Here is a 20820-nt window from a genome sequence, read left to right on the forward strand (position 1 = left end):
TTAATAATTAGAATAAAATCGATTTCAGTCAAATTATGTTAAAATTAATAGTGCATTTTCGAAGGAGTGATTTTTTGGCAACCGAATTAATTGAAAATAAATTAAAATTATTACCCGCAAAGCCGGGTTGTTACTTAATGAAGGATATTAATGGGACAGTTATTTATGTTGGCAAGTCAAAAAATCTAAAAAATCGGGTGCGCTCATATTTTAAAAGTAAGCAAGTGGGCCGCCGTGCTGAATTGGTACAGGAAATTCGTGATTATGACATTATTACGGTATCGACAGATAAAGAAGCATTTTTACTCGAAATCACTTTAATTAAGAAGTATCAGCCGTATTATAATGTTCAATTAAAGCAGGGGACGGGTTATCCGTACATTGAAATCACTAACGAGCGTGACCCACAGACCAAGCTCACAAGTATTGTTCGCCGTGATGGTGGTTATTACTTTGGGCCGTATCCCAATGTTTATGCTGCGCAAGCAACCCTGAAATTTATTCAAAAGGTGTTTCCACTTAGGCATTGTCATGGTAAAGAAGGTCGGCCGTGTCTTTACTATCACATGGGGCAATGTTTAGGTGCCTGTTTTAAAACTGTACCTAAAGCAGTTTACGATGCTCAAATTAAGAAGATTAAAAGTTTCCTTAATGGTGATATTGCTTGGGTCAAGCAGGATTTGAACCAAAAGATGCTGGAGGCATCACAAAATCTTGAGTTTGAACGAGCAGCAGATATTCGCGACCAATTGAAATATATTGAAGAAACCGTTGAAAAACAAAAGATTATTTCCAATGATAATAAACAGCGCGATATTTTTAATTTCTACGTCGACAAGTCCTGGATTTCCATTCAAATTTTCTTCCTGCGACAGGCTAAATTGTTGCGGCGGGAAACGAGAATGTACCCGTTAACTGATACTAGTGACCCAGAAGATACCTTTGCATCGTTTATTGTGCAATTCTACGGTCAAAAGAACCGGATTTTACCTAAAGAGGTGTTGGTACCCAAGGGGCTAGATAATGAAGCACTGGCAGAAGTGTTAAAAGTGCCAGTTAGAACGCCGCAGCGTGGGCAAAAACGGGCGTTACTTGATATGGCTAAGGATAATGCTAAATTAAAGCTTGACGATAAATTTAGATTGTTAGAATTGGGCAACAGAAAAACTAAGGGCGCCCAAAAAGAAATTTTTGCTTCACTTGGTTTACCATATGGTCATGTTATTGAAAGTTTTGACCACTCACATATTCAGGGTGCTGATCCTGTTTCTGCCTTAGTTGTCTTTAAGGACGGTGAGCCAGACAAGAACGCCTACCGTAAATACAAACTCAAGGGTAAAGTTGAACACCAAAATGGTGGTGATGAAGTCAGAAATACGCGTGAAGTTGTTAGACGGCGCTACGGCAGATTGCTGCGTGAACACCAAAAGATGCCCGACCTAATCTTAATGGATGGGGGGCAAATCCAAGTCGATGCCTGTGAAGATGTTTTACGCAATGAATTAAACCTTAATATTCCGGTTGCCGGGATGGTTAAGGATGATAAACACCGGACCAATCACTTGCTGTTTGGGGACCCAATTAACGGTGTGCCCTTGAAACTAATCCCACTTGATCCGAAGTCGCAGGGCTTTTACCTAATGACAAGGATCCAGGATGAAGTTCACCGGTTTGCGATTACTTTTCACCGGAAAACGCATGCTAAAAATGCATTGTCGAGTAAGCTTGACTCAATTAAGGGGATTGGCCCAAAAAGTAGAAATAAGCTATTGCGCCAATTTGGCTCGCTTAAAAAGATTAAAGAAGCATCAATTGATGAATTGCGAGCTGTCGGCTTAACACTGCCGCAAGCACAAACAGTGAAATTAACTCTGTAATTGTGGATTTATCTGATGATAACAGTAATTTTTATGTTATAGTAATGTATTAGAGTCTAGAAAGACGGAAGGAGAATTGACATGCCTACATTTGTCGATCAAACTAAGATTGAAGTCCAAGCCGGTAAAGGTGGCGACGGCATGGTTGCTTTCCGCCATGAAAAGTACGTTCCAAATGGCGGTCCAGCCGGTGGTGACGGCGGTCGTGGCGGCAGTATTATTTTTGTTGCGGATAGCGGATTAAGAACCTTGATGGATTTTCGCTATCGGCGAAAATTTAAGGCCGAACCTGGTGAGAATGGGCGCATTAAGTCCCAATATGGCCGTGGTGCAAAGGACCTTTATTTAAAGGTACCCGTTGGAACAACGGTTTATGATTTTGAAACCAATGAAGAAATTGGTGATTTAACCGAAAATAAGCAGGAGTTAGTTGTTGCTCATGGCGGTCGCGGTGGTCGCGGCAATATTCACTTTGCCACAAGTGTTAACACTGCGCCTGAAATCGCTGAAAACGGCGAGCCCGGTGAAGACCGTGTTCTTCGGCTGGAGTTAAAGGTGTTAGCTGATGTTGGATTAGTTGGTTTCCCATCCGTTGGTAAGTCAACTCTATTATCAGTTGTTACTAAGGCCAAGCCAAAAATTGCGGCCTATTCATTTACCACATTGACACCTAATTTGGGAATGGTTATCTTACCTGATGGCCGTGACTTCTCAATGGCTGACTTGCCCGGATTAATTGAAGGTGCAAGTCAGGGTGTAGGTCTAGGCATCCAATTTTTACGGCATATTGAGCGCACAAAAGTTATTCTGCACTTGGTTTCAATGGATCCAAATAATGGTCGCGATGCACTCACTGATTATCAGGCAATTCGTAAAGAGTTGTTGACTTATGATGACAGTCTTCAAGATAAGCAGGAGTTAATTGTTGCTTCGCAAATGGACATTCCAGGTTCAGACGAAAAGCTGGCAGAGTTTAAGCAAAACTTGCAAGAAGCAGGGATTAAAGAACCAGTTTATGCAATTTCGAGTGTGGCACACAAAGGTGTTGATGTCCTGATGCAAGATACTGCAACAATGGTTGCCGAAGTCGAAAAAAGACAAGCTGAGCAAGCACCTAAACAAGTTGAAGAAACTAAAGAATACAAGTTTACCGCTCCTAAGAAGAATGAATTTACAATTGAAAAACTTGAAGACCATGTCTTTGAGATTAAGAGTGAAAGTTTGCTTCGGTTAGTTGAGCGGACCAACATTGATTATCATGATGGGATTATGCGGTTAGCTCGTAAGCTGAAGAATTTAGGCGTTGATGACGCTTTACGCGAAAAAGGAGCCGTAGACGGCGACGACGTAATAATTGGTACATTCAATTTTGAATTTGTCCAATAGAATCATTAAATAGAAAAAGTTAGACATTATGACAAAAAATCGGTTTATTACAGGATACTCTGGACTTAGAGCATTGGCAGTTATTGGTGTGATTTTATATCACCTGAATCCTAATACTTTCGTCGGTGGTTATCTTGGGGTGCCGATCTTTTTTGTGTTATCGGGATATTTGGTTACTGATCATATGTTTAAGGCATATCGTGAGCAAGGGTATTACGATCAACACAAATTTTATTTTGGCCGCATAAAAAAATTGTACCCGCCGTTAATTGCTGTTTTATGGTTGTCGGCGGCATATATCTTTTTGTTTCAACGTAATTTACTGGTCAAGTTAGCGCAAATCGTAGTCGCCAACTTGCTGAATGTTTATAATTTTTGGCAAATTATAAATGGCCAGAGTTATTTTGAGCGGTTTGCTACCAATGAATCACCGTTCACGCATTTATGGACAATGTCCATTAACGGTCAATTTTATCTTTTATGGCCAATCGTGATTTATTTGCTGGTTAAATTCGCTAAAAAGCGCAAGACTACCTTTTGGATTTTGTTTGGTGTGTCTCTTGCATCAGCACTAGAAATGGCGCTTTTGTATCATAGCGGGGTTGACATTAACCGAATTTATTACGGCACAGATACGCGTTTCTTTTCTTTAGGATTAGGTGCGGCATTAGCTGTAATTTGGCCAATGGAAAAGTTACGGACCGATGTAACCATTACTGATACTTATATTCTTGATGGCGTCGGGCTAGTGGCATTAGCCGGGTTAATTTGGCTGTTCTTTAGTCCGCAAATGGATCCGGAGCATAGTTTTACTTATAACGGCGGGATGTTATTGTTTACGGTGCTAACAGCTATCTTAGTTGGCATTATTGCTCATCCTAGCAGTCACTGGAATAAGTGGCTGACCAATCCGGTGTTTAATTGGATTGGCTCGCGGAGCTATGGGATTTATCTTTATCAATTTCCCGTAATGATTTTCTTTGAAGACAAGGTAACGAATGTAGCTGATCATGTTTTCTTATATCCACTGATTGAAATTGCATTGATTTTGGTCTTAAGCGAGATTTCTTACCGGTTTATTGAACGGCCTCTGGGCAAAATTACATGGGTTAAGCTTAAGAACTATTGTAGTCAGCTGTTTAAGAAATCAACAACCAATTATTTTGCTAAGCTACAGGCAATTATTAGTTGTCTAGTGTTTTTAATTGGTACTGCAGCCATCTTAGTTTCACCTACAGTCAAAGCCCGCGATTTTAATAAGTCGCAATTAGCTACAAGAATTAGAGCTAACCAGGTTCAACAGAAAAAAGATAATCAAGTTTTAATTACTAAATTGCAAAAAGCCAAGAAAAAAACGCGCCAAAGGACTAAACTAGTTAATGAGGCACATCGTGCAGCCAAAAGCCATCCAGTTAACCAGTCTTTTGAAAAGTATGGTATTTCGCAGGTAGATTTACAATTAGCGCGAAAAGTGCAACTAACGGCGATTGGGGATTCCGTAATGGCAGGCTCAAGCGACACTCTTAGGCAGCTGATGCCTAAAGCAGTTATTGATGCCGCAATTTCAAGGCAGTTAAATGCGGCCTTTGGCTTAATCAGTCAATATCAGGCGCAAAAGGCGTTAGATAACAATGTCTTAATTGGATTAGGAACTAACGGGCCATTTCCAATGACTGACTTAGATCAGTTAATGAAGCAAGTAGGTCCAAAGACGCAAGTCTTTTGGATTAACACGCACGTGCCAAGTAAACCGTGGCAAAATCAGGTTAATAGTTTGCTAGAAACGGCAGCTAAAAAATATCGCAATTTAATTATTATTGATTGGTATAATTATTCAAAGAAGCATCCTAGCTGGTTTTATCAGGACAACACACACCCAACTCCAGTAGGATCAAAGTATTATAGTGCTTTGATTGCCAAAACAATTGCTAAGCACGCAAGATTTTAGAACAGGAAATATATGGAACTACAATTTCTAGGTACAGGGGCAGGGCAGCCGTCCAAAAAACGTAATGTATCAAGTATTGCATTAAAGATGCTTGATGAAATAAATGAAATATGGTTATTTGATGTTGGAGAAGCTACGCAGCACCAGATATTGCGGACAAATATTCGTTTGCGCAAGGTAACCAAAATTTTTATTTCGCATAATCATGGCGACCATATTTTTGGCTTGCCTGGATTACTTGCCACGAGATCATTTCAGGGGGATGTTGGCCCCCTAACAATTTATGGTCCAAGTGGCTTGGAACAATTTGTCCGGACAGCATTGCGGGTTTCACGAACTAAGGTTACTTATCCGATTAAGTTTGTTGTTTTGGACCAAGGCGGCTTAATTTATCAAGGACAAGGATTTAAGGTCTATGCCGAAAAATTGGTTCACCGTGTACCTAGTTTTGGCTATCGGGTAGTTGAGGATTCTCATCAAGGTGAACTTTTGATGGATAAATTAGCGCAATATAATGTACCTAATGGACCATTACTTGGTAAACTTAAAAATGGTGAACAAATTTCATTAGCCGATGGTACTGTGTTAGATGGTCATGACTTTTTAGGTCCCGATAAACCTGGTAGAATAGTAACAATTATTTATGATACTCGTTCGACACCAACAATTGCCAAATTAGCTAAGAATGCGGATATTCTAGTTCATGAATCAACGTTTGCTGGCAATGAAGCTGACTTAGCGCATTCATATTATCATTCGACTGCGGTTGAAGCGGCTAAGATTGCGCGCGATAATGGGGTTAAAAGTTTATACTTAAATCACATTTCGGCTAGATATTTGGGTGCTAAAGCTAAAAATTTAGAAAAACAGGCTCGAAAAGTATTTCCAAATACCAATTTAGCTAATGATTTTGATCGAGTAGAGATTCCAATGAAAGGTGAAAACAATGAGTGATTCGTTAAGAAATAAAGTAGTGGTTGTAACTGGTGCTTCCAGCGGCATTGGGCGTTCAATTGCGTTAGAAAGTGCCGGACGTGGGGCAACAGTGATTTTGATTGCTCGCAGTAAGGATAAACTTGAGCGGATTGCGGCCGAAGCACGTGAATTATCTGGTGCGGCATCTTATACTTTTCCAACCGATATGGGCGAAAGTGAAGAAATTGACGCTACTTTTAAGGAAATCATTAAGGTAACTAAGCACATTGATTATTTAGTTAACTGTGCTGGCTTTGGCAAATTTGAGCAATTTGTTGAAATGAACCGCCGAGAAGTAACCGCGATGTTTCAGGTTAATGTCTTAGGCTTAATGTATTTCACTCGTTTAATTGGCCGGGTGATGATGGACCAAAAGAGCGGGCAAATTATTAACTTCGGCTCGATTGCCGGCAAGATACCAACAGTTAAGTCTGCCGCATACAGTGCATCAAAGGCAGCTGTTATCCAATTTTCTAATGTTTTACGGTTGGAATTAAAGTCATTTGGCGTCAAGGTCATGACCGTTAATCCGGGACCGGTCTACACTAATTTCTTTAATATTGCTGATAAGAGCGGTAATTACGCTCAAAATGTTGAAAGATTTATGCTTGATCCTGATGATGTTGCTTGGCAAGTTGTCCATTACTTTGGCAGCAATAAGCGCGAGCTTAATTTACCAGTCAGCTTGGCTGTCTTAGCTAAGTTATATGATTTGTTCCCAACTATTGGTGATAGTCTATCATTGAAGTACGCTTCAAGAAAGTAGAGCTTAATATGAAAGATAAAATGCAACAGGCTAAATTAATTTTCAGTTTAGTTCTAATTTTATTAGCCGTAATTTTCGTTGTTCTCAATACTAACCAAGTAGCAATCAGTTTTGGCTTCTTTGATGTCAAATTGCCACTAATTATTGTGCTGGTCGTTATGATCATTATCGGGGTTCTAATTGGTTGGTTTTGGGGTTCCAACAAGGGCAATCATGATAAGAAAAGCTAATAAATCTTGATTTATTTATCATTCAATAGTATCATTAACACACGTGAGGTAATTTAGGCACTTTTATTAGTGTCCTAAAACTTAAATCTACAATAAAGGAGATCAATTTAAATGGCAGTTCCTAAGAGACATACTTCTAAGCAAAAGAAACGTTCACGTCGTGGCCATATCAAGTTAGCTGTTCCAGCAATGCATTACGATGCAACTACTGGTGAATACCGTTTGAGTCACCGTGTTTCACCTAAAGGTTATTACAAGGGTCGTCAAGTGGTTAACGAAACTAGCGCTAGCGACAACAACTAATTAAAGGACACCGAAATTTTTGGTGTCTTTTTTTTGCCCTAAATTTTTATAGAAAGAAAAAAGATTATGAAATTAGTATTTTTACATTCTAGTGATATTCATGGTTATTTGCTAGCGACGGATTATCAGACAAATACGGATTATGATGCTCCTTTTGGGTTAAGTCGAGTTGCTAGTGTCATTAAAGCAGAACAGGCAAAATATGGCGCTGAAAACGTGATTGTTACTGATGCGGGTGATTGCCTTCAGGGAGCGCCACTAGCTTCCTACGTCCATAATGCGGGCACAAAAGAGGCACTTAAGCAGTATACAGATGTTTATAATGCTATTGGCTATGACGCACGAGTCTTAGGCAATCATGATTTTAACTATGGCTTAGATTACCTGAAGTATTATATTGCGCAAAATACGGCGCCAATGTTGAATGCTAATATTTTAAATCAAAACACTAATGAGCCAGCGTTCGGTCAGGCTTATCGCATCATTGAAAAGCATGGAGTTAAGGTAGGACTAATTGGAATTACCACTCAGTACATTCCGCATTGGGAACCAGCAGACCATGTTGCTGGGTTAAAATTTACTTCCGCCTTTGCCGAGGTTAAGCATTACGCACAAATTTTACGTCCTCAAGTTGACGTTTTAGGGGTTATTTATCACGGCGGGTTTGAAGATGATCCGCAAACAGGTAGTGAGATTATGCCGCATAATGGCGAAAATGAGGGCGCCCAAATTTTAGCGCAAATCCCTGAAGTTGATGTCTTTTTAACTGGCCACCAACACCAAAAAATGCAGATGGTGGTTAATCAGACTGCCATTGTCCAACCGGGTTATCGCGGCGAGGCCGTTGGTAAGGTAGTGCTCGACATTGACGATACAACTAAAAAAATCACGTCAATGTCAACTGAGCTGATTACGACCAAGGATTTTGCAGCAGATCAGACAGTTAATAAGTTAACCAAAGCGCTGGATCAAAAAACACAAAGTTGGTTAGATCAACCGATTGCCACACTAAGTGAGCCAGCACCGATTGGCAATGCCACTAAGGCAAGGCTAGAGGGGGCACCGTTTATTAATTTGCTGCAGGCGATGCAGCTGCACTTTACCGGTGCTGATATTTCTGCGACGGCGGTAATGAGCGAAACAGCTAAGGGCTTTGACAAGCAGGTGACGATGCGGGATATTTTGCTTAATTATCCGTATTCTAACCAGCTATGCAAAGTAAAATTAACTGGCCGCGCGTTACGCCATGTGATTGAACATAGTTTGTCATTTTTGACTAAAGATGCTGCGGGCAAAGTAACTTTTTTGCCAGAAAAACGGGCGTTTCTCTTTAACTTTGATGTTTTTTATCCTGTAAATTATGAAGCAGATATTGCTCGTCCAGTTGGCCAGCGCCTAACTAAATTGGAATTAAACGGCCATCCAATTGAAGACGAACACACCTATTACTTGGCCGTTAACAATTATCGGGTAATGGGCGGCGGCTTTTATCCTGAGTACAGCCCAGATAAAATTGAAGAAATTTCTGATAAGGATTACGTGCAAATGTTTCAGGAATTTTTAACAAGTGGGCAAGTTAAAGTTGACACGCAGGCTAATTATCATTTCTTTTAGACATAAAAACCGCTAGCCAAAGCAGCTAGCGGTTTTTAAATTCAAAATTATTTAAGCTTGGTAAAATTACTTTTATCTTTACTTGAATGAGCGGTAATTGTTGGTATAATTGCCGCAAACAAAATACCGAAGATTATACCAACAATCACGGCATCTTGTAAATTAAAGACGTTCTGTGTTAACGGTGCAGCGATAAAACCCACGATTAACATGTAAACAACGCTCCAACAGATAGTCACTATATAACGACCCATAGTAGTTCCCTCTTTCATACATAGTAGAATTTTAGCAAAATTTATGTGCTTTTTCAAACTAAAAAGTTAGTTTTTGGTATACTGATTTTAGAAGAAAGGTGGAGCTTAAAGATGAAAATCGCCGCATTACAAAATATTAGCTCGTTTACGCTGCTGGCTAGTCCGATTAAAATTAAGGACTTGCTGCAAGCGGCAAAGGAGCAAGGGTATGAGGCTGTTGCATTAACGGATATTAATTTTACTTACGGATTGGTTAATTTTTATGAATTAGCCCAAAAAGTTGGTATTAAGCCGCTATTGGGGATGCAGCTGCGACTTAATGGCTTAATTGATAGTGCCCACCAATATGACTTAATTGCTCTAGCTAAGTCAGATGCAGGTTACCGTAATCTTTTGCGATTATCTAGTGCGATTAATTTGTTAACTGAGAATGGGACCAATCAAAAGATTTTGACTTTAACGGAATTAACAAAGTACTTAGGTGAATTAGTGCTGGTTGTCCCGGCTAATGACCGCAGTGAATTGGTCCACTTGCAAGAGCAGCAGGAACAATTAGGGAATGATTTTGTTCGCCAGTTGCTTAAGTTAGTGCCGCAATCGAGTTCGCTTTATTTAGGCGTATACGCCTCACACCACCAGGAAAATTATCTAGCTTATGTTCAAGCGCTGGCAAAGCAGTTTTCTCTTCCCGCGGTCGCTGTGGAAGATACACGCTATTTGAAACCAAATGAGCAATTTTTGCGGCGGACACTGCAGGCAATTAAAGCGGGAACAGTTCTGCAAGATACCGAGGAAATAGCCAAGCAAAAGGGGTCACACTTTTTAGCATCAGCTCAGGAATTAAGTGCTCGCTATCATGAAATGGACTTAGACGATGCGCTAGCGAATACTTGGCAAATTGCTCAGGATTGCAACGCTAAAGTGATTTTTCGGACGCCAGTTTTGCCCCAATATAAGCAGCAAAAATTTCCAACTTCGAAGGAATATTTGAATTATTTAGCGCAAAAAGGCTTGCAGGCAAGGTTTACTAATCGACCAGTTCCGGCTAACTACCAAAAGCAGCTTGATTATGAGCTAGGTGTCATTGACCAGATGGGCTTTAATGATTATTTCTTGATTGTTTGGGATGTAATCAATTATTGCCATCGCGCAGGAATTACTACTGGGCCGGGACGTGGTTCTGCTTGCGGCTCTCTAGTATCGTATTCTTTAAAAATTACCGAAGTTGATCCAATTCAGTACCATTTGTTGTTCGAGCGTTTTTTAAATCCAGCAAGACACGAAATGCCAGATATTGATTTGGATATTCCAGACAATCGGCGTGATGATGTAATTAAGTATATGTTCCAAAAATACGGCATGGATCATGCCGCGCAGATTCTAACCTTTGGCACATTAGCTGCTAAGCAGGTTTTACGTGATACGGGGCGCGTATTTGGGTTAAGCGAGGTTGAATTAACTAAGTGGTCGAATAGTGTTCCCTTTGCTAAGGGCAAAATTACGCTGCAGGAGGCTTATAAGCAGTCGACAAAGATGCGCCTGTTAGTCGGTGCTAGTGCCAAAAATAAATTGCTGTTTCAAACAGCTAGTAGACTAGAAGGCTTGCCGCGTCATTATTCAATCCATGCAGCCGGACTGGTAATTAGTGATAATTCCATTGCTGGGATTTCTGGCTTACAAACGGGGCAGTTGGGGATTCCAGTTACCCAGCAAACTAAAAAATACGTTGAAGCACTTGGCTTATTAAAGATTGACTTTTTAGGTTTACGTAATTTAACAATTTTGGGCGATACGCTGGACTTAATTGCCCAGCAGGGTAAAAAAATCGACCCTAATCAGATACCACTAGATGATCCCCAGACAATGACGGCATTTCAGCAAGGGAATACCGATTTGGTTTTCCAATTTGAATCAGGCGGGATCAGGCAGGTCTTGCGCGAATTACACCCAGATAATTTTGAGGATTTAGTAGCTGTTAACGCTCTTTACCGTCCGGGTCCAATGCAAAATATTCAAACCTTCATTGCTCGGAAAAAAGGTAAGCAGAAAGTTACTTATCCTGACCCAAGTTTGAAGACGATTTTAGCACCGACATACGGCATCTTAGTTTATCAAGAGCAGGTAATGCAGACGGCACAAGTGCTAGCTGGCTTTTCACTAGGTGAAGCCGATATTTTGCGCCGAGCAATGTCTAAGAAAAAGCAGGATGTCATTGAACAAGAGCGGGCAAAGTTTATTGCGGGTGCAGTTAAAAAAGGACATGCCAAAGAAGTTGCTAGCCGAGTTTACAATTATATTGAACAGTTTGCCAATTATGGTTTTAACCGTTCGCACGCGGTGGCCTATACTAAGATTGCTTTTTGGCTGGCGTATTTAAAAGTTCATTATCCAGCTGAATTTTACGCAGCAATGCTTAATTCAAATAGCGGCAGCCGCTTGAAGCTAAGTGATTACGTGATGCGTGCTCAGGAGGCTGGTACCAAGATTTTGCCGCCCGATATTAACCACAGTACTTTGGATTATCAGGTCATTAATGGCAGGATTTTAGTCAGCCTGAAGGCAGTCAAGGGTGTGCGGCTGGATTTATTAAAGGAAATTATTCAAGTTAGAACGCAAAAGCCATTTGCTTCACTTGATGACTTCTTGCGGCGAATTGATGTTAAGTTTATTAAGGTAAAAGTCATTCAGGCGTTAATTCAGGCCGGGTGTTTTGATCACTTGTATCCTAACCGTAAGGAACTACTGGCAAATAGCCAAGAAATCATTGAAAATGTTGAACTGACCGGGCAGAACATCGCTCTTTCTGAAAGTTTGGGTGGTGTCCCGATGAAGGAAGTCCCTGAAGCTACTAACGCGGAAAAGGCAGAAATGGAAAATGAAGTTCTCGGCTTTTCAACCAAGACTTCACCACTAGTTGCCGCGCAAAAATACGCAGAGCAGTTTAATGCTCGCCCGCTGCGTGATTTTGCAATTAATGAAACGGGGATTGCTGTTGGCAAACTGCTAAATTTAAAATTAATTCGCACCAAAAAAGGTAGCACAATGGCTTTTGCTACTTTTACTGACTCAACTGATAGACAAGAAATTGTTATTTTTCCTAATGTTTATGAAAAAGTGCAGGATAATCTAAAAGTTGGCAATGTTTATTTGCTGGGGATTAGAATCCAAAATGACCGTTATGATTCAAGTAAAAAGCAGTATATTTTAACTAATTTAAAGACGATTAATTTTAAAGGCTAAATATTTTTTTGCTTAAGTGTTAACAAGTAAGCATTGTTAACGCTAACATTCGAAAAGACCGTTAAATCAGGAAAAATAATCGTTTTTTGTGAGATTTTTTACTAAAAAAATGTTAAAATCTAAATGATGTGAGAAATTACACAATAAATCTTGATGAGGTGAATTCATGAAACGAATTGGTATTTTAACCAGTGGCGGGGATGCTCCAGGAATGAACGCAGCGATTAGGGCTGTTACGAAAACTGCGATTCATCACGGGCTTGGCGTCGTTGGTATTCGTTATGGTTTTGCCGGGTTAGTTGCTGGTGATTTTGTTCCGCTTACTGCGGAAGATGTTGACCACAAAATAAGTTTAGGTGGCACATTCCTTTATAGTGCTCGCTACCCAGAATTTGCACAAGAAGAAGTGCAAAAAAAGGGTGTTGAGCAGCTAAAAAAGCATGGCATTGATACTGTTATCGTTATTGGCGGTGACGGTTCATACCATGGTGCATTAGCTTTAACTCGTCTCGGTATTAATTCAATTGGTCTTCCGGGAACAATTGATAACGATATTCCGTATACTGATTATACAATCGGTTTAGATACTGCATGTACAACTGCGATGCAAGCAATCGATAAGATTCGCGATACTGCAAGCAGCCACCACCGTGTGTTCATTGTTAATGTGATGGGCCGCGGTTGTGGTGATATTGCAATGCGTGTTGGTCTTGCTAGTGGTGCCGATGCAATTGTTGTTCCTGAACGTGAATATGACGTTCAAGAAATTGCTGAAACACTGAAACGTGGCTTTGCAGACGGTAAAGATCATGGTATTGTCGTATTAGCCGAGGGTGTGATGGATGCTAATGACTTTAAGACTGAGCTCTTAAAGTATGGCGACTTTGATGCCCGCGCTAATATTTTAGGTCATATGCAACGTGGTGGCTCACCGAGCGTTGTTGACCGGATTAATGCCACAAAGATGGGTAATTATGCTGTTAAGTTACTTCTCGATGGTCAAGGCGGTTTAGCTGTCGGCATGGAGAATAACAAGTTAAGTACGCATGACATCCTTGATTTGTTTGATGAAAAGCACCACAGTGATGAAACACTGCTAGATATAAATGAAGAAATGACTAAATAATTAGCCGATTTTTTGGGGAGATTTTTACATAATGAAGAAAACTAAAATTGTTAGTACGTTAGGGCCAGCTTCAAATGATATTGAAACAATTACTGCTTTAGCAAAAGCTGGTGCAAATGTATTCCGGTTTAACTTCTCGCACGGTGACCATGCAGAACACCTATCACGGATGAAGATGGTGCGCCAAGTTGAAAAGGAAACTGGTTTAGTTCTGGGAATTGACCTTGATACTAAGGGTGCTGAAATCAGAACTACTGAACAAGAAGGCGGAAAATTTACCATTAATACCGGTGATGTTATTCGCGTTTCAATGGATGACTCTAAGAAGGGTAACAAGGACAAGATTCATGTTACTTATGAAGGCTTGTTTGACGATACTCACGTTGGCGGTCACGTTTTAATCGATGATGGTTTAGTTGACTTATTAATCACAAACAAAGATGACGAAAATCGTGAATTAATCTGTGAAGCACAAAATACTGGTGTGATTGGTTCTAAGAAGGGTGTTAACGCACCTGGTGTTGAAATTCGCCTCCCAGGAATTACTGAAAAAGATACTGATGACATTAAATTTGGTTTGCAACACGGAATTAACTTCATCACTGCTTCCTTTGCTCGTAAAGCACAAGATATTCTTGATATTCGGAAGTTGTGTGAAGACGCTAATTGTGATTACGTTAAGATTTATCCTAAGATTGAATCACAAGAAGGAATCGACAATGCCGATGAAATTTTACAAGTTTCAGACGGTTTAATGGTTGCTCGTGGTGACATGGGTGTTGAAATTCCATTTATCGATGTTCCATTTGTTCAAAAAGACTTAATTAAACGTGCTAATGCACTTGGCAAACCAGTTATTACTGCTACCCAAATGCTTGACTCAATGCAAGAAAACCCACGTCCAACTCGTGCCGAAGTATCCGACGTTGCTAATGCCGTTCTTGACGGTACTGACGCTACCATGCTTTCTGGTGAATCCGCTAATGGTCTTTACCCAGTTAAAGCTGTTAAGGCAATGGCTGAAATTGACGAAAGAACTGAACGTGAATTGTTGAAGCGTAACACTTTAGCTTTACAACGGTTTGAAGAATACAAGGGTTCAAATGTAACTGAAGCAATCGGTGAATCAGTTGTTCGGACTGCTCAAGAATTGGGCGTTAAGACAATTATCACTGCAACTAATTCAGGCTACACTGCAAGAATGATTTCAAAATATCGTCCAAACGCAGATATTTTAGCTTTGACTTTTGATGAAAAAGTTCAACACTCATTAGGTATTACTTGGGGTGTTCAACCATTATTGACTGAAAAGCCAAAATCAACTGATGATATGTTCGAAGTTGCTGCTAAAGTTGCTAAGGAACAAGGTTACGTTAAAGATGGTGACTTGGTAATTATTGTTGCTGGTGTTCCAGTTGGTGATTCAGGTACAACTAACTTGATGAAATTGCAAATTATCGGTAGCAAGTTAGCTCAAGGCTTAGGCGTTGGTAACGGCTCTGTTGTTGGTAAGACAGTTGTTGTTAACAGTGCAGAAGAAGCTAACAGCAAGGTTAAGGAAGGCGACATTCTTGTTTCTAAGACCACTGACCCAGATTACATGCCTGCAATTAAGAAGGCATCTGGTTTGGTAGTTGAAGCATCTGGCTTAACTTCACATGCTGCTGTTGTTGGCTTGTCACTTGGCATCCCTGTTGTAGTTGGTGTTACTGGCGCAACTGAAAAGATCGCTAGTGGTACAACTATTACGGTTGATGCTCGTCGTGGTGCAATTTACCAAGGTGAAATTTCTAACCTGTAATTAACAAGATAATTAAATAAAATAGTCAGCTTAAGTGCTGGCTATTTTATTTTGCAGCATTTTCTTTTATACTTAATAAAGACAGAATTATGTAAAATTAGGAGAAGTGACTATGCTAGGCACGATTGAAACAGGTAAAGTAATTGATCAAAATGAAGACGCATATTATGTGCAAATTGATGGCATTACTTATGAATTAAAGCGTAAGGAAATTACTCAAGAAGAAAAGCCCCAAATTGGTGATGAAGTTCGTGGGTTTTTGTATGATGATAAGCAGCACAATCGTGAAATGACGCAGTTTTTACCATTTGCCCAACAAGATCAGTATGGCTGGGGGAAAGTTACCGAAGTTAAGTATAACTTGGGTGTTTTTATTGATATTGGCTTGCCTGATAAAGATGTAGTGTTATCAGTTGACGACTTACCATTTGATAAAGATCGCTGGCCACGTAAAGATGATCAGTTGTTAGTCCACTTGATAACTGATGAAAAAGATCGTATTTGGGCAAAGTTAGCTGATGAAAATATTTTCGAGCAATTGTCAGCTCATTTTCCTAATGATATGGAAAACAAAAATATTTTTGGCACGGTTTATGCCAGTCGCGACTTGGGCGCCTTTGTAATTACTAAGGAATATTACTTGGGCTTTGTTCACTCCTCACAGATGGCACGGCCATTGCGTTTAGGTGAACAATTTAAGGGACGCGTTGTTGGCATTAGTCAGTATGGCCGGCTTAATTTGAGCAGTTTACCGCGGGCTTTTGAAGAAATTGACGATGATGCGCAGATGGTATTAATGAGTTTACGCAGAATGAATACAAAAACCCTGCCATTTTACGACAAGTCCGATGCTCAAGAAATCAAGAATTACTTTGGGATCTCTAAGTCTGCCTTTAAACGTGCATTGGGCCACTTATTAAAGGGTCATTACATCACTGAAGATAAGGTTAGCGGCACAATTAGCCTAGTTAACGATCCAAACGATGACCAAAATGAGTAAACTGCAGGAACAAGTTGAGGATTATTTGCGGTACAGTCAGGTTGAACGTGGGTTAAGTGCGAACACAATTACAGCTTACCGCCAAGATTTAACCGAGTTTCTCGCATTTTTAACTAACGAAAATCTAACGGCGTGGCCAACTAAGGCCTTAGACATCGACGCCTTTTTAGCTCAGCAGCGTGATTTGAATAAGGCTACCAGTTCGATTAGCCGGATGATTTCAAGTTTGCGAAAATTTTACCAGTGGCTAGCTAGGCAAAACATTCAAAAGTTAAATCCAATGCTTGAGATTGACCCACCTAAAAAGGAGCAGCGGCTGCCGGTTGCTCTGACGGTTGACGAGGTTGAGCGTTTGCTAGCTCAACCTGATGTTCATCAAAAGTTAGGCTTGCGCGACCGTGCACTACTTGAAACGCTATACGCTACTGGGATTCGAGTTAGCGAATTGATTAATCTAAAATTCGATGATTTGCATGAAGAATTAAAATTGCTGAAAGTCTTTGGTAAAGGCTCTAAGGAACGACTGATTCCGATTAGTCCAGTGGCCATTTCGTGGATTGAAAGTTATCAGACGAAGGTGCGCGAGCCACTACTATTAAAGGTCGGTAAAGCTAGCGATTATATTTTTCTTAATAATCGCGGTGGCTCATTAACCAGGCAAGCAGTTTGGCAGATTATTAAGCGCTATTGTCGAATGGCCCAGATAACCAAAGATGTGACACCACATACTTTGCGCCACACTTTTGCGACCCACTTATTAGAAAATGGGGCCGATTTGCGTGTTGTGCAGGAAATCCTGGGTCACTCTGATATTAGCACCACCCAGATTTATACCAATTTATCGCAAAAGCATATTCTTCAGGTTTATGCTAAAGCGCATCCGCGAGCTTAGGTGATTAAATGTTAATTGAATGTAAAAGTGATAAGGAAAAGGTCGCCATGGGCCTTTTGTCTTACCTAAAGGATTTTAAAAATCTTGCCAACCTAAAAGATGAAATCAACTTGAATAAAACTAGTTCGGAATTTCAGCTTTACTTGTATCGCGAAAATAATGCCAATTTTATTGGGGTCATCGGGACGCAGAATGATGCGAATTTCATTATTATTCGCTATCTTTCGTTTGCTCCCGATTATCGCAGTCCTAAGTATGAGGCAGCTGCAGTCCGTGAATTGGCAGCTAGCAATCCTAATAAACGGGTGACGGCTCTGCCTGACTGGACCCGCCTACTTAAATATTTAACAGAAAATAAAAACCATGAGTGATAATTTAACTTTAGAATTACCTAATTTTGAGGGCCCGCTAGATTTACTATTGCACCTGATTAAGTCGCAAAAAATTGATATTTATGACATTCCAATTGCACAGATTACTAGTCAGTATTTGGCTTACCTGCAGCAAATGCAGCAATTAAATTTGCAAATTGCGGGTGAGTATTTTGTAATGTCGTCAACGCTTTTGCGAATTAAATCGCAGTCTTTATTGCCGCAGAATGATTTTATCGAAGATGAGGTCGAGGAGGACCCACGAGATGAGTTAGTTCAGCAATTAGTTCAGTATTCAGTCTTTAAAAAGATATCGGCTTATTTTAAAAAGCGTAATGAAGCAGTGCCAATTACTGCGGCTAAAGAGGAGAGTGTTCCGCAAACTAAAAAGGTGCAGCCCCTTCCAACTGGGCAGATTACGGCAACTGAACTGGCTAATACTTTTATGGTTGTACTTCAGCGGCTAAAAATCAGACAGCCAGATATTGCATCCGTCGAGGTAAAGGAAACACCAATTACGGAAATGATTACTTTCTTAGAAGCAAAAACCGCTGGTGGAAAAAAGGTTAGCTTTTTTGCGTGCAGTGATGAGTTGCATAGTTTGTCCGATGTTATCGGTTTGTTCTTAGCGTTACTGGAGTTATGCAAGAAGCAGAAAATCAGGGTCAGTCAATCGCGAACGTATGGCGACTTAGAATTAGAAGGAATTGATGTTAATGCCAAGTAAAATTGCGCAATTAGAGGCTCTACTTTATGTAGCAGGAGACAACGGGATTGTTAGTGATAATTTATGCGAATTATTGCAGGTTGGCCAGCCGGCTTTACGAGAACTAGCTAAAAATTTGGCCGATAAATTGCAGGAAAATCATGATTCAGGATTGCAACTACTGCATATTAACCATAATTACAAGTTAACGACGCGCCCTGAAGTTGCTAAGACAGTAGCTAGTTACTTCCAAAAAGATTTAACAAAAACACTCAGTCAGTCAGCTTTGGAAATTTTGGCAATTGTTGCATATCGCCAGCCAATCACGCGGGTCGAAATTGATGACATTCGCGGAGTTAACTCATCTGGCGCATTGCAAACATTGATTTGGCGCGGCCTTGTTAAAGTTAACGGCAAAAAAGATGCACCGGGGCATCCCAACTTGTATGTTACTAGTGACTACTTCCTGCAGTATTTTGGCTACCAAAGCTTAGCCGATTTGCCGCTAATTGAAGATTTTGAAGATGACAGTATTAATGCGGAAGGCGAAATAGATTTATTTGCGGCTAAGGGTCAGGCTGATAAGAACTTGGCCAGCATACAAAAAGGAGAAAAATAATGGCGTTACAACGTTTACAAAAAGTAATTGCTGAGGCAGGAATCGCCTCAAGACGCAAGGCCGAAAAGATGATTACGGAAGGTCGCGTCACTGTAGATGGTGAAATTATCACTAAACTTGGGACTAAAGTAGAAACTTTTAGCAACATTACGGTTGACGGCGAACCAATCGAACGCGAGAGCTTGCACACCTACGTGTTTTATAAACCACGGGGAGTTGTTTCTACTGCTAATGATGACAAGGGTAGAAAAACAGTGGTCGATTACTTTAGCGATTTACCATACCGGTTATACCCAGTTGGACGCCTTGATTACGATACGTCGGGCTTACTCTTAATGACTAATGATGGTGAGTTAGCCAATTTAATGATGCATCCGCGTAACAAGGTTGCTAAGGTTTATGTTGCCCGCATTGAAGGCCAATTATTGCCTGAAGAAAGCAAGCAATTAGCGCGCGGAGTTGAATTTGACCACCACAAGAGTTCTCCAGCTAAGGTAAAAATTATTCGCACAGATAAAAAGCATAATCGGCAGATTGTCCAATTGACCATTCATGAAGGACATTATCACCAAGTTAAAAAAATGTTTAAGGCTGTTAACCATCAAGTTGAAAAACTAGCGCGGGAGAAGTATTCTTTCTTGACACTTGATGGTCTTGTGTCTGGTAAATATCGCGAATTGTCTCATGAAGAAGTTGACAGATTGAAGCATGTAGACTAGTATATTGATAGAAATTAATAAAGAGTTTGTTGTCTTCATGGCAGGGTGTAAGTCCCGACCGGCGGTAAGTCCGCGACCCGTGTAAACGGTGGAACCCCATAGTGGTACCGATAGTTAAAGTCTAGATGAAAGAAGACAGACTAAACTAAAAGAAAAGTAGATAAAAAGCTTACTTTTATTAGGTCTGTTGCTAGGAGCAACAGACCTAATATTGTTTTGGAGGTAAGTTTTTTGAAGAGTAAGAGTACGAGTAATTTAGCATTATTAATCGCCTGTGCGATGTTTGGTGCGGTAGCATTTGTCATCATTAAGTTTACGGGGATTCCGATTTTACCGAATGCGAGTTTCTTAAAATTTGATTTTTCTGATGTCATTATTACAATTGGGATGTTTCTTTTTGGCGCTTGGCCAGGGTTTTTCATTGCGATTATTAGAATGCTGTTAAGTTTGGTTTATAGTGGATTTAGCTTACCAAGTGTTGTTGGTCAACTAGCAGCATTGTTAGCATCAATTTCCTTTGCATTACCATTTTACTTTGTCACTAGAAATATGAAGCATGATGAAACAAGTGGAATGAAGCGCCACGTTAAGCCAATTATTGGTTTGATTTGCGGGACAATTGCCATGGCAGTTGTTTTGGCAACCCTGAATGCCTTGATTTTGACGCCAATGTACGCTGTAACAATGATACCAAAATTGCCAGCAATCCACGGTTATTCTGGTTTGCTTGGCTTTACCGAAAAGGTATACTTAGGTCAGATGTTACATATTCCATCAATGGGAGCATATATTTTCGGAATAATTGTTCCGTTCAATCTCGTAAAGGGATTAATCAACAGTGTTGTTGTTTACCTATTGTTTGAAGCAGTTTTACGTAACTTGAAACCTTTTGTTCAAAAGAATTTCAATTTAAAGAGATAATTTAACTTAAGTCGGTCATTCAAATGGCCGATTTTTTTATCCAAAAACGCCGGTAAATATGCTAAAATTAAA

General features: G+C 40.1%; 19 protein-coding genes and 1 riboswitch. Of the genes, 18 read left to right on the forward strand and 1 reads right to left on the reverse strand.

Annotated elements, in window-relative coordinates:
- Positions 1-74: 74 nt before the first annotated feature.
- The 8 genes from uvrC to OZX63_RS04530 all read left to right on the forward strand — a co-directional run bounded on the left by uvrC (position 75) and on the right by OZX63_RS04530 (position 9099).
- A complete protein-coding gene (uvrC, locus tag OZX63_RS04495) occupies positions 75-1877 on the forward strand; it encodes an excinuclease ABC subunit UvrC (protein WP_277144986.1) in 1803 nt (600 codons plus the stop codon).
- Positions 1878-1958: 81 nt separating this feature from the next.
- Positions 1959-3263 carry a GTPase ObgE gene (gene obgE / locus OZX63_RS04500; RefSeq protein WP_277144988.1) on the forward strand — a complete coding sequence of 435 codons (1305 nt, stop codon included), beginning with the start codon at positions 1959-1961 and terminating at the stop codon, positions 3261-3263.
- A gap of 28 nt (positions 3264-3291) precedes the next feature.
- Positions 3292-5211, forward strand: coding sequence for an acyltransferase family protein (locus OZX63_RS04505; protein WP_277144990.1), 1920 nt, complete (start codon positions 3292-3294; stop codon positions 5209-5211).
- A gap of 12 nt (positions 5212-5223) precedes the next feature.
- On the forward strand, positions 5224-6165 hold the full coding sequence (rnz, locus tag OZX63_RS04510; protein WP_277144992.1) for a ribonuclease Z: 942 nt from the start codon (positions 5224-5226) through the stop codon (positions 6163-6165).
- Positions 6158-6952: an SDR family oxidoreductase gene (locus OZX63_RS04515; protein WP_277144995.1), complete on the forward strand. Its 795-nt coding sequence runs from the start codon at positions 6158-6160 to the stop codon at positions 6950-6952. The genes rnz and OZX63_RS04515 overlap by 8 nt, the downstream gene beginning before the upstream one ends.
- A gap of 8 nt (positions 6953-6960) precedes the next feature.
- The gene (locus OZX63_RS04520) at positions 6961-7182 is read left to right on the forward strand and encodes a lipopolysaccharide assembly protein LapA domain-containing protein (protein WP_277144998.1); all 222 of its coding nucleotides are present in this window, start codon (positions 6961-6963) and stop codon (positions 7180-7182) included.
- A 111-nt stretch (positions 7183-7293) separates the two neighbouring features.
- Complete coding sequence (gene rpmF / locus OZX63_RS04525; protein WP_277129694.1) at positions 7294-7485, forward strand: 50S ribosomal protein L32; 192 nt, start codon at positions 7294-7296, stop codon at positions 7483-7485.
- Positions 7486-7551: 66 nt separating this feature from the next.
- Entirely contained in the window at positions 7552-9099 is a 1548-nt protein-coding gene (locus OZX63_RS04530; protein ID WP_277145001.1) for a bifunctional UDP-sugar hydrolase/5'-nucleotidase, read from the forward strand.
- Between the two features lie 47 nt (positions 9100-9146).
- Here OZX63_RS04530 and OZX63_RS04535 read toward each other — a convergent pair whose 3' ends face one another.
- Positions 9147-9353, reverse strand: a complete 207-nt coding sequence (locus tag OZX63_RS04535) for a YjzD family protein (protein ID WP_277132678.1) — start codon at positions 9351-9353, stop codon at positions 9147-9149.
- Positions 9354-9464: 111 nt separating this feature from the next.
- Between OZX63_RS04535 and OZX63_RS04540 the strand changes: the two genes are divergently transcribed.
- The 10 genes from OZX63_RS04540 (at position 9465) to OZX63_RS04585 (ending at position 20748) form a co-directional block, all read left to right on the forward strand.
- Entirely contained in the window at positions 9465-12593 is a 3129-nt protein-coding gene (locus OZX63_RS04540) for a DNA polymerase III subunit alpha (protein ID WP_277145003.1), read from the forward strand.
- A 166-nt stretch (positions 12594-12759) separates the two neighbouring features.
- Entirely contained in the window at positions 12760-13719 is a 960-nt protein-coding gene (gene pfkA, locus OZX63_RS04545; RefSeq protein WP_277145004.1) for a 6-phosphofructokinase, read from the forward strand.
- Between the two features lie 31 nt (positions 13720-13750).
- A complete protein-coding gene (gene pyk, locus OZX63_RS04550; RefSeq protein ID WP_277145006.1) occupies positions 13751-15520 on the forward strand; it encodes a pyruvate kinase in 1770 nt (589 codons plus the stop codon).
- A 112-nt stretch (positions 15521-15632) separates the two neighbouring features.
- A complete protein-coding gene (locus tag OZX63_RS04555; protein ID WP_277145009.1) occupies positions 15633-16520 on the forward strand; it encodes a S1-like domain-containing RNA-binding protein in 888 nt (295 codons plus the stop codon).
- Positions 16504-17412, forward strand: coding sequence for a site-specific tyrosine recombinase XerD (xerD, locus tag OZX63_RS04560; protein ID WP_277145011.1), 909 nt, complete (start codon positions 16504-16506; stop codon positions 17410-17412). Before OZX63_RS04555 ends, xerD begins: the two co-directional genes overlap by 17 nt.
- Positions 17413-17420: 8 nt before the next feature.
- Positions 17421-17783, forward strand: coding sequence for a reductase (locus OZX63_RS04565; protein WP_277145013.1), 363 nt, complete (start codon positions 17421-17423; stop codon positions 17781-17783).
- Positions 17776-18510 (forward strand): segregation/condensation protein A, encoded by a 735-nt coding sequence (locus OZX63_RS04570; RefSeq protein ID WP_277145014.1) that lies wholly within the window; start codon positions 17776-17778, stop codon positions 18508-18510. Before OZX63_RS04565 ends, OZX63_RS04570 begins: the two co-directional genes overlap by 8 nt.
- Positions 18500-19108, forward strand: a complete 609-nt coding sequence (scpB, locus tag OZX63_RS04575; RefSeq protein WP_277145016.1) for an SMC-Scp complex subunit ScpB — start codon at positions 18500-18502, stop codon at positions 19106-19108. Before OZX63_RS04570 ends, scpB begins: the two co-directional genes overlap by 11 nt.
- A complete protein-coding gene (locus tag OZX63_RS04580; RefSeq protein ID WP_277145018.1) occupies positions 19108-19827 on the forward strand; it encodes a pseudouridine synthase in 720 nt (239 codons plus the stop codon). Before scpB ends, OZX63_RS04580 begins: the two co-directional genes overlap by 1 nt.
- Positions 19828-19854: 27 nt before the next feature.
- A riboswitch (FMN riboswitch) is annotated at positions 19855-19968 on the forward strand.
- A 138-nt stretch (positions 19969-20106) separates the two neighbouring features.
- Entirely contained in the window at positions 20107-20748 is a 642-nt protein-coding gene (locus OZX63_RS04585; RefSeq protein ID WP_277145099.1) for an ECF transporter S component, read from the forward strand.
- Positions 20749-20820 lie beyond the last annotated feature (72 nt).

Origin of the sequence: Lactobacillus sp. ESL0700 (assembly GCF_029392095.1) — a bacterium.
Lineage (GTDB): Bacteria > Bacillota > Bacilli > Lactobacillales > Lactobacillaceae > Lactobacillus.

Excerpts from the sequence above, each read along its gene's own strand:
- obgE (WP_277144988.1), top strand. The coding sequence starts at position 1,959 with ATGCCTACATTTGTCGATCAAACTAAGATTGAAGTCCAAGCCGGTAAA.
- OZX63_RS04505 (WP_277144990.1), top strand. The coding sequence starts at position 3,292 with ATGACAAAAAATCGGTTTATTACAGGATACTCTGGACTTAGAGCATTG.
- rnz (WP_277144992.1), top strand. The coding sequence starts at position 5,224 with ATGGAACTACAATTTCTAGGTACAGGGGCAGGGCAGCCGTCCAAAAAA.
- OZX63_RS04515 (WP_277144995.1), top strand. The coding sequence starts at position 6,158 with ATGAGTGATTCGTTAAGAAATAAAGTAGTGGTTGTAACTGGTGCTTCC.
- OZX63_RS04520 (WP_277144998.1), top strand. The coding sequence starts at position 6,961 with ATGAAAGATAAAATGCAACAGGCTAAATTAATTTTCAGTTTAGTTCTA.
- rpmF (WP_277129694.1), top strand. The coding sequence starts at position 7,294 with ATGGCAGTTCCTAAGAGACATACTTCTAAGCAAAAGAAACGTTCACGT.
- OZX63_RS04530 (WP_277145001.1), top strand. The coding sequence starts at position 7,552 with ATGAAATTAGTATTTTTACATTCTAGTGATATTCATGGTTATTTGCTA.
- OZX63_RS04535 (WP_277132678.1), bottom strand. The coding sequence starts at position 9,353 with ATGGGTCGTTATATAGTGACTATCTGTTGGAGCGTTGTTTACATGTTA.
- OZX63_RS04540 (WP_277145003.1), top strand. The coding sequence starts at position 9,465 with ATGAAAATCGCCGCATTACAAAATATTAGCTCGTTTACGCTGCTGGCT.
- pfkA (WP_277145004.1), top strand. The coding sequence starts at position 12,760 with ATGAAACGAATTGGTATTTTAACCAGTGGCGGGGATGCTCCAGGAATG.
- pyk (WP_277145006.1), top strand. The coding sequence starts at position 13,751 with ATGAAGAAAACTAAAATTGTTAGTACGTTAGGGCCAGCTTCAAATGAT.
- OZX63_RS04555 (WP_277145009.1), top strand. The coding sequence starts at position 15,633 with ATGCTAGGCACGATTGAAACAGGTAAAGTAATTGATCAAAATGAAGAC.
- xerD (WP_277145011.1), top strand. The coding sequence starts at position 16,504 with ATGACCAAAATGAGTAAACTGCAGGAACAAGTTGAGGATTATTTGCGG.
- OZX63_RS04565 (WP_277145013.1), top strand. The coding sequence starts at position 17,421 with ATGTTAATTGAATGTAAAAGTGATAAGGAAAAGGTCGCCATGGGCCTT.
- OZX63_RS04570 (WP_277145014.1), top strand. The coding sequence starts at position 17,776 with ATGAGTGATAATTTAACTTTAGAATTACCTAATTTTGAGGGCCCGCTA.
- scpB (WP_277145016.1), top strand. The coding sequence starts at position 18,500 with ATGCCAAGTAAAATTGCGCAATTAGAGGCTCTACTTTATGTAGCAGGA.
- OZX63_RS04580 (WP_277145018.1), top strand. The coding sequence starts at position 19,108 with ATGGCGTTACAACGTTTACAAAAAGTAATTGCTGAGGCAGGAATCGCC.
- OZX63_RS04585 (WP_277145099.1), top strand. The coding sequence starts at position 20,107 with ATGTTTGGTGCGGTAGCATTTGTCATCATTAAGTTTACGGGGATTCCG.